Here is a 13,544-nt window from a genome sequence, read left to right on the forward strand (position 1 = left end):
ACCCACAGCGAAGACCGGCCCCTTCGACAAGCTCAGGGACCTGCGTCAGTCCTCGCCGGGGTCGTCGCGGTCGACGATGTGCATGGCCCGCGCCGCGTCGGTGATGCTCGAGGTCAGCGAGGGGTACACCGCGAACACGCGGGCGACCTGGTCGACGGTCAGGCGACGCTCGACGGCGATCGCGATCGGGTAGATGAGTTCCGACGCCTTCGGGCCGACGATCACGCCGCCCATCACGGTGCCGCTGCCCTCACGGGCGATCAGCTTGACGAAGCCGTCGGTGATGCCCTGCATCTTCGCGCGGGGGTTGGCCGAGAGCGGGAGCTTGCGCACCTTGCCGGCGATCCGGCCCTCGGTGATGTCCTGCTCGCTGAAGCCGACCGTGGCGATCTCGGGCGCCGTGAAGATGTTGGCGGTGATGCGGCGCGTCTCGAGCGGGATCACGATGTCGCCGAGGGCGTGGAAGATCGCCTGACGGCCCTGCATCGAGGCGACGGATGCCAGGGGGTAGAAGTTCGTGCAGTCGCCGGCCGCGTAGATGTTGGGCACCGAGGTGCGCGCGACGCGGTTGACGCGGATGTGGCCGGATGCCGTCATCTGCACCCCCGCCTGCTCGAGTCCGATGCCGGCGGTGTTGGGGATCGACCCGACCGCCATCAGGCAGTGGCTGCCCTCGATGGTGCGGCCGTCGGAGAGGGTGACGGTGACGCCCTCGCCGGTGTTGACGACCGAATCGGCCCGCGCCTTCGCCAGCAGGGTCATGCCGCCGCGCTGGAACACGCGCTCGAGCACGGCCGCGGCATCCTGATCCTCCCCCGGGAGAACCTGGTCGCGGCTCGAGACGAGCGTGACCTTCGCGCCGAGGTTCATGTACGCCGAGGCGAACTCGGCGCCGGTCACGCCCGAGCCCACCACGATGAGGTGCGCGGGCACGGATTTCATGTTGTAGAGCTGCGTCCACGTGAGGATGCGCTCGCCGTCGGGCTTGGCCGACGCGAGCTCACGAGGCGATGCGCCGACCGAGACGACGAGGGTCTCGGCCTCGATGCGGTCGAAGTCGGTTCCGCCGGCCTCGGTCGAGACGACCACGGCGCCGTTGCCGTCGAGCCGGCCGTGGCCCGAGATGATGCGGACACCCGCCTCGAGCAGCGACGAACGCATGTCGTCGGACTGCTGCCGGGCGAGCGAGAGCAGGCGCTGGTTGACCGCGGCGAGGTTGATCGCCACCTCGGGGGTCAGCGGCTTGCCGCGGTCGTCCTTGGCGAACAGCTGCACGCCGAGGCTGCTGGCGTTGCGGATCGCGACGGCCGCGTCGGCGGTGGCGATGAGGGTCTTCGAGGGGACGACGTCGGTGATGACGGCCGAGCCGCCGACTCCCGCGCGTTCGACGAGGGTGACGTCGGCGCCGAGCTGCGCGGCGGAGAGGGCCGCCTCGTACCCGCCGGGGCCGCCGCCGACGATCGCGACGGACTGCTTGCGCTCGAAGCTCTGCACCATGGCATCCATTCTGTCAGCGCTGGGCGGATGCCGATGCGCCACTCAGCTGCGCCCGACACGATGATCCGAGGTGTGTGCCGTCTGGCCCGCGGGCCCCGCCTTTTCTAGAGTGGGGGGATGTCCAACAGCACAGCCCACCCGCTCGACGACCCCGCGGTCGACCCGTTCGAGATCGCCGCCGCCGCGGCCGCCGACATCGCCCGCCTCTCGGGTGTCGAGCACCACGACATCGCCGTGACCCTCGGATCCGGCTGGGGACGCGCCGCCGAGCTCATCGGCGAGGAGACGGCGTCGTTCCCCGCGACCGAGGTCGTCGGTTTCTCCGAGCCCGCCCTCGAGGGGCACGTCGGCACGCTCCGCAGTGTCCGCACCCCCGGCGGCAAGAACGTGCTCGTCATCGGCGCGCGCACGCACTACTACGAGAACCACGGCGTGCGCCGGGTCGTGCACAGCGTGCGCACCGCGGCCGCGACGGGCGCGAAGACGATGATCCTCACCAACGGTGCGGGCGGTATCCGCGAGACGTGGAAGCCCGGCCAGCCCGTGCTCATCAGCGACCACATCAACCTCACGGCCGACTCGCCCCTCGAGGGCGCGACCTTCATCGACCTCACCGACCTGTACTCGAAGCGCCTGCGCGACGTCGCCCGGTCGATCGACCCCTCGCTCGACGAGGGCGTGTACACGCAGTTCCGCGGGCCGCACTACGAGACGCCCGCCGAGGTGCAGATGGCCAAGACCATCGGCGGCCACATCGTCGGCATGTCGACCGCCCTCGAGGCGATCGCCGCGCGTCAGGCCGGCATGGAGATCCTGGGCTTCTCGCTCATCACGAACCTGGCCGCCGGCATCCAGAAGACGCCCCTCAGCCACGAAGAGGTGCTCGAGGCCGGCCGCGAGGCCGAGCCGGTGATCTCGGCGCTGCTCGCCCGCGTGATCGGCGCGTTGTGAGCGGGTACGTCGACGCGGCCCGCGCCTGGCTGGCGCAGGACCCGGATGCCGTGACCCGCGACGAGCTCACCTCGCTGCTCGCGCGCGTCGAGGACGGCGATGCGGAGGCGGCGGCCGACCTCGAGGATCGCTTCTCGACGCGGCTCGCCTTCGGCACCGCGGGCCTGCGCGGGACCCTCGGCGCCGGCTCCAACAGAATGAACCGCGTGCTCGTCTCCCAGGCGGCGGCGGGTTTCGCGGCGTACTTGCTCGAGCGCTCGTCCGGCTCCGCACCGACCGTGGTGGTCGGGTACGACGGACGCCGCAACTCCGACGTGTTCGCGCGCGACTCGGTCGAGATCTTCGCCGGCGCGGGCCTGAACGCGATCCTGCTCCCCCGCCTGCTGCCGACGCCCGTGCTCGCCTTCGCCGTGCGCCACCTCGGCGCCGACGCCGGCGTCATGGTCACCGCGAGCCACAACCCGCCCGACGACAACGGCTACAAGGTCTATCTGGGCGGCGACGACCAGGGCGCGCAGATCGTCTCGCCCGCCGACGCCGAGATCGCCGCGCACATCCAGCGGATCGCCGACGGGGGCAACATCACCACGCTCCCCCGCTCGGTCGGCTACGCCAACGCCCCCGAGTCGGTCGTCGAGGCGTACGTCTCCGCGACCGCCGCGGTGGCCCCCGCACCCGCCGGCGCCGAGGGCCTGAACTGGGTGTACACCGCGATGCACGGCGTCGGGTGGGAGACCGTCTCGCGCGTGCTCACCGAGGCCGGCTACCCCCAGCCCACCGTCGTCGAGGCGCAGATCCACCCCGACGGGCGCTTCCCGACCGTCGCGTTCCCCAACCCCGAAGAGCCCGGGGCTATGGACCTGTCGTTCGAGACCGCGCGCGCGGTCGACGCCGAGCTCGTCATCGCCAATGATCCGGATGCCGACCGCCTGGCCGTCGCCATCCCCGACGCCGACGCCGAGGGCGGGTGGCGCCGGCTGACCGGCAACGAGATCGGCCTGCTGCTGGGCTGGCGGGCGGCGCGGCTCGCGGCCGAGGGGGCCTCCCCTACGGGCGACGCCTCCGACGACGCCGCCGAGGCGCGCGGAGACGCCGGGGCGCCGGCATCCCTCGCCTGTTCTTTGGTCTCGTCGCCCGGACTCCGGGCCGTCGCGGAGCACTACGGTCTCGAATTCCACTCCACCCTCACGGGGTTCAAGTGGATCTCGCGCGCGCCCGGCATCGTGTTCGGCTTCGAGGAGGCCCTCGGCTACCTCGTCAACCCGACGACCGTGCGCGACAAAGACGGGATCTCGGCCGCCGTGGCTCTTCTGGGCATGGCATCCGAAGCCCGTGCCCAGGGCCGCACCGTGGCCGACCTGCTGCAGGAGTTCCGCGACACGTTCGGCGCGTTCGCGAGCGACCAGATCTCGGTGCGCGTGAGCGACGTCAGCGAGATCGCCGGGATCATGGCCGCCCTGCGCGCCCAGCCTCCCGCCGCGGTGGGCGAGATCGCCGTGTCGCGCATCGACGACCTGCTGCTCGGCGTCGACGGACTGCCCCCGGGCGACGTGCTGCGCCTGTGGCTCGACGACGGCTCGCGCCTCATCGTGCGCCCCAGCGGCACCGAGCCCAAGCTCAAGCTGTACCTCGATGTGCGCGGATCGTCCGCGAAGAAGGCGCGCCGCCGCCTCGACGCGCTGCGCGCCGGGGCCGAGGAGTTGCTGGTGTCGGTGCGCTGACGCGCCGCGTCCCCGGTTTGGGGCGCATCCCGTCGTCTGGGGCGTATTTTGATCGCCCCGAACAACGGAATGCGCCCCAAACCCCATTGAGGGCAGTTCACGGACGGCTCCTCCCCAGCGACGACCGTTCGACGACCGTCCCCCGAATGCGACGATGGACGGATGCCGGCATCCGCCGCCACGCAGACTCGGGTCATGCTCGCGCTTCCTCCCCTTCTCTCCTGGGAGGATCTGCGGGCCGACGGCGTCGGTCCAGCACAGACGGGACGGATGGTCCGGTCGGGCGATCTGGTCCGACTCCGGCCCGGTGTCTACATCCGCGCCGACCCTGACCACCCGCCCACCCCGGAGGAGTGGATCATCTTGCGGGCTCGCGCATTGGCTCGGACCAGCGCTGAGCCTCCGCTGTTCTCCCACCTGACCGCCGCCGCTCTGCACGGGCTCCCGGTTCGGGCACCGACCTCGCCGAAGGTGCACATCACCCTGCCGTCCGAGCGGCCCGGCGCGCAGTCACTCGTCGTCAGGCACCGCGGCGAGGTGCCCGAAGACCAGCAGGTGCAGCGCCACGGCGTCCGATTCACGAGCCTCGAGCGCACGATGGCCGACGTCGCGCGCACCGCGTCGTTCGAGACCGCGGTCTGCGCGCTCGACGCCGCGTTCCGGCCCGTGACCGCCCCAGAACCCGGTGTGAACGACATCGAGGCGGCGGACGAACTCCGCGCGAAGGTGCTCGCGATCGCTTCGCGCTCGGCCCATGGTCGCGCTCGTGCGCTCCGCGCCCTCGCTTTCGCCGACGGACGCGCCCACCTGCCGGGAGAGAGCATCAGTCGCATCCGCCTCACGGAGTTGGGTTTCGCACGGATCGACCTCCAAGTCCACGTCGCCGGCCCTTCCGGCCAGAACTATTACGTGGACTTCGGCCTCGACGACGCGAGGGCCTGGGGCGAGTTCGATGGCGAGAAGAAGTACCGCGACGAAGCGATGCGCTCGGGTCTCACGCTCGAAGACGTCCTGCTGCAGGAGAAGCAGCGCGAGGACTGGATTCGAGGGACCACCCAGCGACCGTTCGCTCGGTGGAAATGGGCCCACCTCCGCTCGGCAGAGACCCTCGCCCAGCGACTGGCGAGCTTCGGGATCCGCGCGCGCTGAGGCGGGCCCCTCTTGCCCCCCCGGTTTGGGGCGAATCTCGCAGTTTGGGGCGAGATTTGCTCGCCCCAAACTGCGGATTCCGCCCCAAACCGACATCATCGGGTGTCCCACGACACGGCGCCGACACTCCGCGCCCGGGCGTGATCACGCCGCCCGGCGCGACGGAGAGAAGGGCTGGACGGGTTTGGGGCGGGATTTGTCAGTTGGGGCGTGAATTTCCCGCCCCAAGGTGCGAAATGCGCCCCAAACCCGAAGAGCGCGACCCCGCGTCAGCCCGGCGAGACCCCGCGTCAGCTCGACGAAGCCCGCGTCAGTTCGACGAAGCCCCGCGTCAGCCGTCGATCACCGCGACCAGCTCATCCAGAAACGCCGGGAACGAGGTCGCGCGGCGCACGATGCGCTGCACGCTGTCGCGCTCGCTGAACACCTCGACGAACTGCTCGAACACGGTCTGGAAGGCCTCGCGGTCGGTTTCGCTGAAGGCCACGAGCGCGACCACCTGCACGCGCCCCTCGCCCCACTCGATCGAGGGGTCGGCGATGCCGATCGCGATGCGGGTCTGCGTCGCGGTCATGCCCATCGCGTGGGGCACGGCGAGCGCGTCGGTGAATGCCGTCGACGAGATCGACTCGCGCTCGACCGCGCGGTCCACGTACGCGTCGTCGATCACGCCCTGTTCGACGAGCATGCCGCCGAGGCGCTGGATCACGCCGGCCTCGCCGTTCGCGGCATCCAGCCCCCGCACGAAAGCCTCGGGGGCGAAGTACCGCTCGAGCTCGGCCCGCAGACGCGCCAGGCGACGACCGCGGCGGATGCGACCGGCGGCGGCCTGCACGCGCTCGACGTCGGCGTCGGTGAGGAACGGCTGGATCCGCACGAACCGGTCGCCCGGCCGTGGCGGGTCGATGGTCGTGAGCACCAGGTCGGTGTCGATGGAACCCCACGCGGGGTCGATGCGGGTCTCGACGCCGACGACCTCGATCGCCTGGCCGAGCGAGCGATCGATGCTCGAGCGCAGCAGTTCGTGCAGCTCGTAGTAGCCGGGGCACACGATCGTCGCGGTCAGCAGCTGGTCCGCGCGACGGCTGCGCTCGAGGCGACCGCCGACGTGCATGGCGATGTAGGCGATCTCGTCGTCGAGGATCGGGATGCCGAGGCCGTCCTGCAGCCCCTTGGCGATGTACACCGCGACCTCGAAGATCATCGGGTACGTCGACTTCAACGAGCGCGTGAGCGGATTGCGCGACCACGCCTGCTCCTTCGCGCGGTGCAGCAGGTTCTGCACGTGCAGCGCGAGGCGCAGGATGAAGTCGTCGTGGGCGATGTCGACGAGGAACTCGGATGCCGCGTTCTCGACGACCCGCCGGACGGCCACCTCGACGGCCGGGTCGAGGCGGGAGCGCACGTCGTCGCCGGCCGGGGATCCGGGCGCGACGATACGGGTCAGCACGAGGGTCGCGAGGTGGCGCAGGTCGCCCGAGCCGAGCTGCACGCCGATGTGCTTGACCGTCAGGCGGTCGAGCAGCGCGACGACGGCGGCCGCGGCATCCGACGAATCACCGCCCGGAGAGCCGAGGGCCCGGTCGCGCGTGGTGCGGTCGGCGGCGATGGCGATGTGCATGACCACGTCGCCGATGCCAATCTCGTTGACGTAGTAGCCGAGGGCCCCGAGTTCCGCGACGAGTTCGGCCTTGAACGGCCCGAACGCGCGGGCACCGACCGACTGCTCGCCGAGCGTGCGCCGCAGGGCGTCGAGGTCGAAGAGCCCGGCGTCCATCTCGTCGTGCGCGAGCTTGGACAGCAGTCGGCGTTGGGCGACCTCCGTGCCCCGAAGACGGGCGGTGGATGCCGAGCGCTCGAGGGTCAGCTCGGTGCCGCCGAGCAGTCCGCGCACGCGCGCGAGGTCGGCCTCGAGGGTCGCGGTGCTCACGTGCAGGGCGTCGGCGGTCTCGAACACGTCGATGCCGTCGGCGGAATCGAGCAACCGGCGCACGAGCGTGTGCAGGCGGTCGCGCGGGGTGCCGGCATCCGCCCCCGTCAACGCCCGAAGGGCCGCCGCGGCGTCGGACCCGGCGCGGTAGCCGAGGGGCCCCGACTCGATCGCGGCGCCGCCCGGGACGCGGGCGTTGATCGCCGTGACGTACGAGCGCACGCTGCGCGGGGTCACGCCCAGCGCGTCGGCGAGCGACGCCGCGGTCGACCACTCCGCGTCCCGCATGAGCAGGGCCAGCAGGCGGTCTTGGCGAGCCTTGGTCGTCACGATCCGTCCTCCGCACCGCCCCGGTTGGCAGCGTTCCGACCATCCTTTCACGCCCGTCCGCCCCCGGCGCGGGGCGAGACGGTGCGCGCAGCGGGCGGCCGCGGCATCCGCGTTCCGGGGGGTGGGAAACGAACCTGGTTGTCCGCTGTGAGACGGGTGCGGACAATCGAGAGGAAGAAAGGCCGGTCGATGAGGATCCTCGTGGTGTGTGGAGCGGGTGCGTCGAGCACGTTCGTCGCGCAACGCGTTCGTCGTGCTGCGCACGAGAAGGGCCTGGACTACTCCGCCTCGGCGGGAACGTCGCGGTCCCTCCCGATCGACCTCGACGCCGCCGATCTCGTGCTGGTGGGCCCGCACCTCGCGCCCGAACTCGAGCGCATCCGCCTCGAGGCCGCCCCGCGCGGCGTGACCGTCGTGCTGCTGCCCGACGACGTCTTCGCCGACCAGAGCGGCATCCGAACCCTCGCCCTGGTCGAGGACGCCCTGCGTTCCGCCCAGCCCGCGGACACGATCTGAACTCGACGGAGAGGACACTCATGCCCCACCTGACCCGCACCGTCCGCATCGGCTCGTCGCACGGCCTGCACGCCCGCCCCGCGAAGCTCTTCGCGCAGGCCGCGAAAGACTCCGGCATCCCCGTCACCCTCGCCAAAGACGCCGGAAAGCCGGTCAACGCCGCGAGCATCCTGGGGATCATCGCCCTGGGGCTCGAGCAGGGCGACTACGTGACCCTCGTCGCCGACGGCGACAACGCCGAGGCGACGCTGGAGCGCCTCGCCGAACTTCTGACCACCGACCACGACGCCGAGTAAAGGAAACACAGCACCATGACGGAACTCCGTGGAGTCGGAATCGGACTGGGCGTCGCCCAGGGACCCATCGCGCGCATGGCCGAGCCCCTGCCCGCCCCGAAGGACGCCAAGAGCGAGCTCTCGGTCGACGACGAGACCGCCCGCGTGCGCGAGGCCATCGGCGCCGTCGCCCGCGAGCTGGAGGCCCGCGGCGCGGAGGCCGGTGGCGCCGCCCGCGACGTGCTCGAGGCGCAGGCGATGATCGCCGAAGACCCCACCCTCGAAGCCGAGGTCGACGCGCGCCTGGCCGCCGGCAAGACCGGCGAGTTCGCGGTGCACGACGCCTTCGCCTCGTTCCGCGAACAGCTCGTGGCCCTCGGCGGCTACCTCGGCGAGCGCGCGGCCGACCTCGACGACGTCGCCCAGCGCGTGATCGCGCGCCTCCGCGGCGTCGCGGCCCCCGGCATCCCCGACCCCGGTCACCCCTTCGTGCTGGTCGCGAAAGACCTCGCCCCCGCCGACACCGCCCTGCTCGACCTCGACAAGGTGCTGGCCCTGGTCACCACCGACGGCGGTCCCACCTCGCACACCGCGATCCTGGCCCGCGAGAAGTCGATCGTCGCGGTCGTCGGCGCCGCCGGCGCGAAGGACCTCGTCGACGGCCAGACGGTGATCGTGGATGCCGCAGCCGGCGTCGTGACCGTCGACCCGAGCGCCGACGACCTGGCGCGGGCCGAGAACCGTGCCGCAGCCCGAGCCGCCTCGGCATCCGCCCCCATCACCGACGGCGCCCTCGCCGACGGCACGAAGGTCCCCCTGCTGGCCAACCTCGGCAAGCCCGGCGGAGCCGGCGAGGCCGTCGAGCTCGGCGCCGAGGGCGTGGGCCTGTTCCGCACCGAGTTCCTCTTCCTCAGTTCCAGCTCGGCCCCCACGGTCGAGGAGCAGCGCGCGGCGTACATCGAGCTGCTCAGCGCCTTCCCCGGCAAGAAGGTCGTCGTGCGCGTGCTCGACGCCGGCGCCGACAAGCCCCTGCCATTCCTCAACGACGCGCACGAAGAGAATCCCGCGCTGGGTCTGCGTGGCCTGCGCGCCCTCCGCGCCAGCGAGGACATCCTGCGCGAGCAGCTGACGGCCCTCGCCGAAGCGGATGCCGCGACCCGGGCGTCCGAGGCCGGCCCCGCCGACCTGTGGGTCATGGCGCCCATGGTCTCGACCGTCGAGGAGACCCGGTACTTCACCGCGCTGGCGAAGGACTACGGCCTCAAGACGACCGGCGTCATGGTCGAGGTCCCCTCCTCGGCTCTCCTGGCCGACCGCATCCTCGAGATCGCCGACTTCGCCTCGATCGGCACGAACGACCTGACGCAGTACACGCTCGCCGCCGACCGCCTGCTCGGCTCGGTCGCGTCGTTCCAGGACCCGTGGCATCCGGCCGTTCTCCGCCTCATCCGCGAGGTCGGGGCCGCGGGCCGCACGCACGGCAAGCCCGTCGGCATCTGCGGAGAGGCCGCGGCCGACCCGATGCTCGCCGTCGTGCTCGTCGGGCTCGGCGCCACCACGCTGTCGATGGCCCCCACGGCCCTCGCCGACGTGCGCGCGACCCTGCTCACCCACACTCTCGACGATGCCCGCCGCATCGCCGAGGCCGCCCTGGCCGCGGACGACGCGGCCTCCGCCCGCGAGGCAGCCCAGGCCGCCTCCTCTCTCGTCCACACCTCGTGAACCCCGGGGCGGTTCCGGCCGCCCCGTCGACACCGCGGCGAAAGCCGTACCCCCCACACGGCCCCGGCCGTACAGCCAGTCAAGGAGACACAGCAATGACGACGACGTCACCCGCCAAGAAGCCGGGAGGGGCACGGATCGCAGTCCAGCGATTCGGTACGTTCCTCTCCGGCATGATCATGCCGAACATCGCGGCGTTCATCGCATGGGGCTTCATCACCATGCTCTTCATCCCCGCCGGATTCTTCGGTGCCGACAGCCCGTTCGGCTGGCACTGGGCCCCGGTCGCCGAGATCCTCGGCGGAGGCGGCAACGCCGCGACCATCAACTGGCCCGGCGCCATGACCGCGCTCACGGCCAACGAAGACGGCAGCACCTACCAGGGCTACGTCGGCCTGGTCAGCGTCATGATCACCTACCTGCTGCCGCTGCTGATCGCCAACACCGGTGGACGCATCGTCTACGGCGCCCGCGGTGGCGTCGTGGCGACCATCGCCGTGATGGGTGTCATCGTCGGTACCAACATCCCGATGTTCCTCGGCGCGATGATCATGGGCCCGCTCGCGGCCTGGGTCACCAAGCAGATGGACAAGCTGTGGGACGGCAAGATCCGCCCCGGCTTCGAGATGCTCGTGAACAACTTCTCCGCCGGCATCCTGGGCATGATCCTCGCGATCATCGGCTTCTTCGCATGCGGTCCGGTCTTCCTCGGCATCAGCGCGGTCCTCGGCAGCATCGTCGCGTTCCTCGTGCAGTTCAACCTGCTCCCGGTGCTGTCGATCATCGTCGAGCCGGCCAAGGTGCTGTTCCTCAACAACGCCATCAACCACGGCGTCTTCACCCCGCTCGGCATCGAGCAGGCGGCGGAGTCGGGCAAGTCGATCCTGTTCCTCATCGAGGCGAACCCCGGCCCCGGCCTGGGTCTGCTGCTCGCCTTCACCTTCTTCGGTGTCGGCGCGGCCAAGGCGTCGGCTCCCGGCGCGATCATCATCCAGTTCCTCGGCGGCATCCACGAGATCTACTTCCCGTACGCCCTCGCGAAGCCCATGACGATCCTCGCGCTGATCGCCGGTGGCGCCTCGGGTGTCGCGACGAACATGATCTTCCAGGGCGGCCTGGCCTTCCCGGCCGCGCCCGGCAGCATCATCGCCGTCACCGTCGCCGCGATCGGTGCCGGTCCCGCCAACCTCCTGGTGGTCTACCTCTCGGTGGTCGTCGCCGCCGTCGTAACATTCCTGGTGGCCGGCATCATCCTCCGCGCCTCGCGCAAGCGCGACGAGGAGGCCGAGGGCGACAGCTTCGCCGCCGCCATCGACCAGACCGCCGCGAACAAGGGCAAGGAGTCGTCGGCCCTCGGCGCCCTCCGCACCCGCGCCGCCGGCACCACCGGTTCGGGCACGACCGAGGCGGCCGACCGCGATGTCGACGCCGCCCTCGGCGGCGCCGCCGGAGCCGTGGCGACCAAGCAGCTGAACAACATCGTGTTCGCCTGCGACGCCGGCATGGGCTCCTCGGCCATGGGCGCCAGCGTCCTGCGCAACAAGATCAAGAAGGCCGGCATCGACGGCGTCACGGTCACCAACCAGGCGATCGCGAACCTCGACGGCTCGGCCGACCTGGTCATCACGCAGAACCAGCTCACCGACCGCGCCAAGGCGCAGTCGCCCGACTCGCTGCACGTGTCGGTCGACAACTTCATGAACTCGCCGAAGTACGACGAGGTCGTGGAGATGGTGCGCGCCCAGCACGAGACCAAGTAATCCCCTAGCACGCCAGGGGTCGGTGCGTCAGCCCGACCCCTGGCGTCTTCCCGTCCGGCCCGCGGTTTGCGAGGCTGGACAGCACGACGAGAAAGGCGAGAACCATGTCGAACGTCCTCCGCAGCGAATCCGTCCGCATCCACCCCGGCAGTGCCACCCGCGAGGAGGCGATGAAGGAGGCCGCCGACCTGCTCCAGGCCACCGGCGCCGTCACCGCCGACTACTTCGCCGCCATGCAGCAGCGCGAAGAGACCGTGTCGACGTACATGGGCAACGAGCTCGCGATCCCGCACGGCACCAACGAGACCAAGCAGGCCATCCTCGAGTCGGGCCTCTCCGTCGTGCGCTACGACGGCGGCGTCGACTGGGGCGGGGAGCCCGTCACCTTCGTCATCGGTATCGCCGGCAAGGGCGACGAGCACCTCGAGATCCTGTCGCAGATCGCGATCCTGTTCTCCGAGGAGGACGACGTCGCACGCCTGAAGACCGCCTCCTCCCCCGAGGAGCTCTTCCAGGCCCTCTCGGGCTCCGTCAACGCATGAAGGCCGTCCACTTCGGCGCCGGCAACATCGGCCGGGGCTTCGTCGGTCTGTTGCTGCACGAGGGCGGATACGACCTCGTCTTCTCCGACGTCTCGGCGGCCCTCGTCGAGGCGATCAACTCGGCGTCGTCGTACACGGTCCACGAGGTGGGCGACGGAGGCGTCGACAAGCAGGTGACGAACTTCCGCGCGATCGACAGCTCGGTCGACGCGGAGGCCCTCGTCGACGAGATCGCCACCGCCGACGTGGTGACCACCGCCGTCGGCCCGACGATCCTGAAGTTCGTCGCCCCGCACATCGTCGCGGGCCTCGCATTGCGCGACCCCGCGCTCCCGCCGCTGCAGATCATGGCGTGCGAGAACGCGATCGGCGCGACCGATCAGCTGCGCGAGCACGTGGTGGAGCTGGCCGGCGAGTCGTGGGACGCCCTGGCGGCCCGTGCCGTGTTCGCCAACACCGCGGTCGACCGCATCGTTCCGGCGCAGGCCCAGGGCGGCGTCGACGTCACCGTCGAGCCCTTCTACGAGTGGGCGATCGAGGCCGCGCCGTTCGGCGACACCCCGCCGCACATCCCGGGGGCGCACTTCGTCGACGACCTCGAGCCGTACATCGAGCGCAAGCTCTTCACCGTGAACACCGGGCACGCCACCACCGCGTACTTCGGCGCGCAGGCGGGCATCGAGCGCATCTCCGACGCCCTCGCGAACCCCGAGATCGCGGCGAAGGTCGGGGCCGCACTCGAGGAGACCAGCGCGCTGCTGGTCGAGAAGCACGAGCTGGATGCCGGCGTGCAGAGCGAGTACCGCTCGACGATCCTGCGCCGCTTCCGCAACGCCGCCCTCCCCGACACCGTGTGGCGCGTGGGACGTCAGCCGCTGCGCAAGCTCTCGCGTCACGAGCGTTTCGTCGGGCCCGCCGCCGAGGCCGTGGATCGGGGCCTGCCCGTCGACGCCCTCGTCGCCGCCATGGCCGCCGCCCTCGAGTTCTCGGACACCGAGGACACCCAGGCCGTCGACCTGCAGCGCATGCTGCGCGAGCTCGACGCCGAGGCGTTCACCGCCGAGGTCACCGGGCTGGACGCTGCGCACCCGCTGTACGCGCGCATCGTCGAGATCGTCGCGGCCCGCAGGGCGGCGCTGCCCGCCTGAGCC

11 protein-coding genes are annotated in these 13,544 nt (G+C 71.1%); 9 read left to right on the top strand and 2 right to left on the bottom strand.

Annotation, left to right across the window (positions count from 1 at the left end; translation table 11 throughout):
- Positions 1-45: 45 nt before the first annotated feature.
- Complete coding sequence (locus FS769_RS02550; protein WP_186325398.1) at positions 46-1,506, bottom strand: NAD(P)H-quinone dehydrogenase; 1,461 nt, start codon at positions 1,504-1,506, stop codon at positions 46-48.
- A 108-nt stretch (positions 1,507-1,614) separates the two neighbouring features.
- Here FS769_RS02550 and FS769_RS02555 point away from each other — a divergent pair, with 108 nt between their 5' ends.
- The 3 genes from FS769_RS02555 (at position 1,615) to FS769_RS02565 (ending at position 5,318) form a co-directional block, all read left to right on the top strand.
- Positions 1,615-2,448: a purine-nucleoside phosphorylase gene (locus FS769_RS02555; protein ID WP_144828966.1), complete on the top strand. Its 834-nt coding sequence runs from the start codon at positions 1,615-1,617 to the stop codon at positions 2,446-2,448.
- On the top strand, positions 2,445-4,169 hold the full coding sequence (locus tag FS769_RS02560) for a phospho-sugar mutase (protein WP_144828969.1): 1,725 nt from the start codon (positions 2,445-2,447) through the stop codon (positions 4,167-4,169). The genes FS769_RS02555 and FS769_RS02560 overlap by 4 nt, the downstream gene beginning before the upstream one ends.
- Before the next feature lie 378 nt (positions 4,170-4,547).
- Entirely contained in the window at positions 4,548-5,318 is a 771-nt protein-coding gene (locus tag FS769_RS02565; RefSeq protein ID WP_144828972.1) for a hypothetical protein, read from the top strand.
- A gap of 331 nt (positions 5,319-5,649) precedes the next feature.
- Here the strand turns inward: FS769_RS02565 and FS769_RS02570 are convergent, their stop codons facing one another.
- Positions 5,650-7,536 carry a transcription antiterminator gene (locus tag FS769_RS02570; protein WP_186325460.1) on the bottom strand — a complete coding sequence of 629 codons (1,887 nt, stop codon included), beginning with the start codon at positions 7,534-7,536 and terminating at the stop codon, positions 5,650-5,652.
- A 231-nt stretch (positions 7,537-7,767) separates the two neighbouring features.
- Between FS769_RS02570 and FS769_RS02575 the strand changes: the two genes are divergently transcribed.
- The 6 genes from FS769_RS02575 to FS769_RS02600 all read left to right on the top strand — a co-directional run bounded on the left by FS769_RS02575 (position 7,768) and on the right by FS769_RS02600 (position 13,541).
- Positions 7,768-8,094 carry a PTS sugar transporter subunit IIB gene (locus FS769_RS02575; RefSeq protein ID WP_144828975.1) on the top strand — a complete coding sequence of 109 codons (327 nt, stop codon included), beginning with the start codon at positions 7,768-7,770 and terminating at the stop codon, positions 8,092-8,094.
- A 20-nt stretch (positions 8,095-8,114) separates the two neighbouring features.
- Positions 8,115-8,390, top strand: coding sequence for an HPr family phosphocarrier protein (locus FS769_RS02580; RefSeq protein WP_144828979.1), 276 nt, complete (start codon positions 8,115-8,117; stop codon positions 8,388-8,390).
- A 15-nt stretch (positions 8,391-8,405) separates the two neighbouring features.
- Entirely contained in the window at positions 8,406-10,091 is a 1,686-nt protein-coding gene (ptsP, locus tag FS769_RS02585; protein WP_144828981.1) for a phosphoenolpyruvate--protein phosphotransferase, read from the top strand.
- A 95-nt stretch (positions 10,092-10,186) separates the two neighbouring features.
- Complete coding sequence (locus FS769_RS02590) at positions 10,187-11,851, top strand: PTS mannitol transporter subunit IICB (RefSeq protein ID WP_144828984.1); 1,665 nt, start codon at positions 10,187-10,189, stop codon at positions 11,849-11,851.
- A gap of 104 nt (positions 11,852-11,955) precedes the next feature.
- Positions 11,956-12,393, top strand: coding sequence for a PTS sugar transporter subunit IIA (locus tag FS769_RS02595; RefSeq protein WP_144828987.1), 438 nt, complete (start codon positions 11,956-11,958; stop codon positions 12,391-12,393).
- Positions 12,390-13,541, top strand: coding sequence for a mannitol-1-phosphate 5-dehydrogenase (locus tag FS769_RS02600; protein WP_144828990.1), 1,152 nt, complete (start codon positions 12,390-12,392; stop codon positions 13,539-13,541). The genes FS769_RS02595 and FS769_RS02600 overlap by 4 nt, the downstream gene beginning before the upstream one ends.
- Positions 13,542-13,544: the final 3 nt, after the last annotated feature.

Source organism: Microbacterium sp. BH-3-3-3 (assembly GCF_007679045.1).
GTDB classification, from domain to species: domain Bacteria; phylum Actinomycetota; class Actinomycetes; order Actinomycetales; family Microbacteriaceae; genus Microbacterium; species Microbacterium algihabitans.

Bases quoted from the DNA above. Each gene is read 5' to 3' on its own strand.
- FS769_RS02555 (WP_144828966.1), top strand. From the start codon at position 1,615: ATGTCCAACAGCACAGCCCACCCGCTCGACGACCCCGCGGTCGACCCG.
- FS769_RS02580 (WP_144828979.1), top strand. From the start codon at position 8,115: ATGCCCCACCTGACCCGCACCGTCCGCATCGGCTCGTCGCACGGCCTG.
- FS769_RS02550 (WP_186325398.1), bottom strand. From the start codon at position 1,506: ATGGATGCCATGGTGCAGAGCTTCGAGCGCAAGCAGTCCGTCGCGATC.
- FS769_RS02575 (WP_144828975.1), top strand. From the start codon at position 7,768: ATGAGGATCCTCGTGGTGTGTGGAGCGGGTGCGTCGAGCACGTTCGTC.
- FS769_RS02600 (WP_144828990.1), top strand. From the start codon at position 12,390: ATGAAGGCCGTCCACTTCGGCGCCGGCAACATCGGCCGGGGCTTCGTC.
- FS769_RS02595 (WP_144828987.1), top strand. From the start codon at position 11,956: ATGTCGAACGTCCTCCGCAGCGAATCCGTCCGCATCCACCCCGGCAGT.
- FS769_RS02590 (WP_144828984.1), top strand. From the start codon at position 10,187: ATGACGACGACGTCACCCGCCAAGAAGCCGGGAGGGGCACGGATCGCA.
- FS769_RS02570 (WP_186325460.1), bottom strand. From the start codon at position 7,536: ATGCGGGACGCGGAGTGGTCGACCGCGGCGTCGCTCGCCGACGCGCTG.
- ptsP (WP_144828981.1), top strand. From the start codon at position 8,406: ATGACGGAACTCCGTGGAGTCGGAATCGGACTGGGCGTCGCCCAGGGA.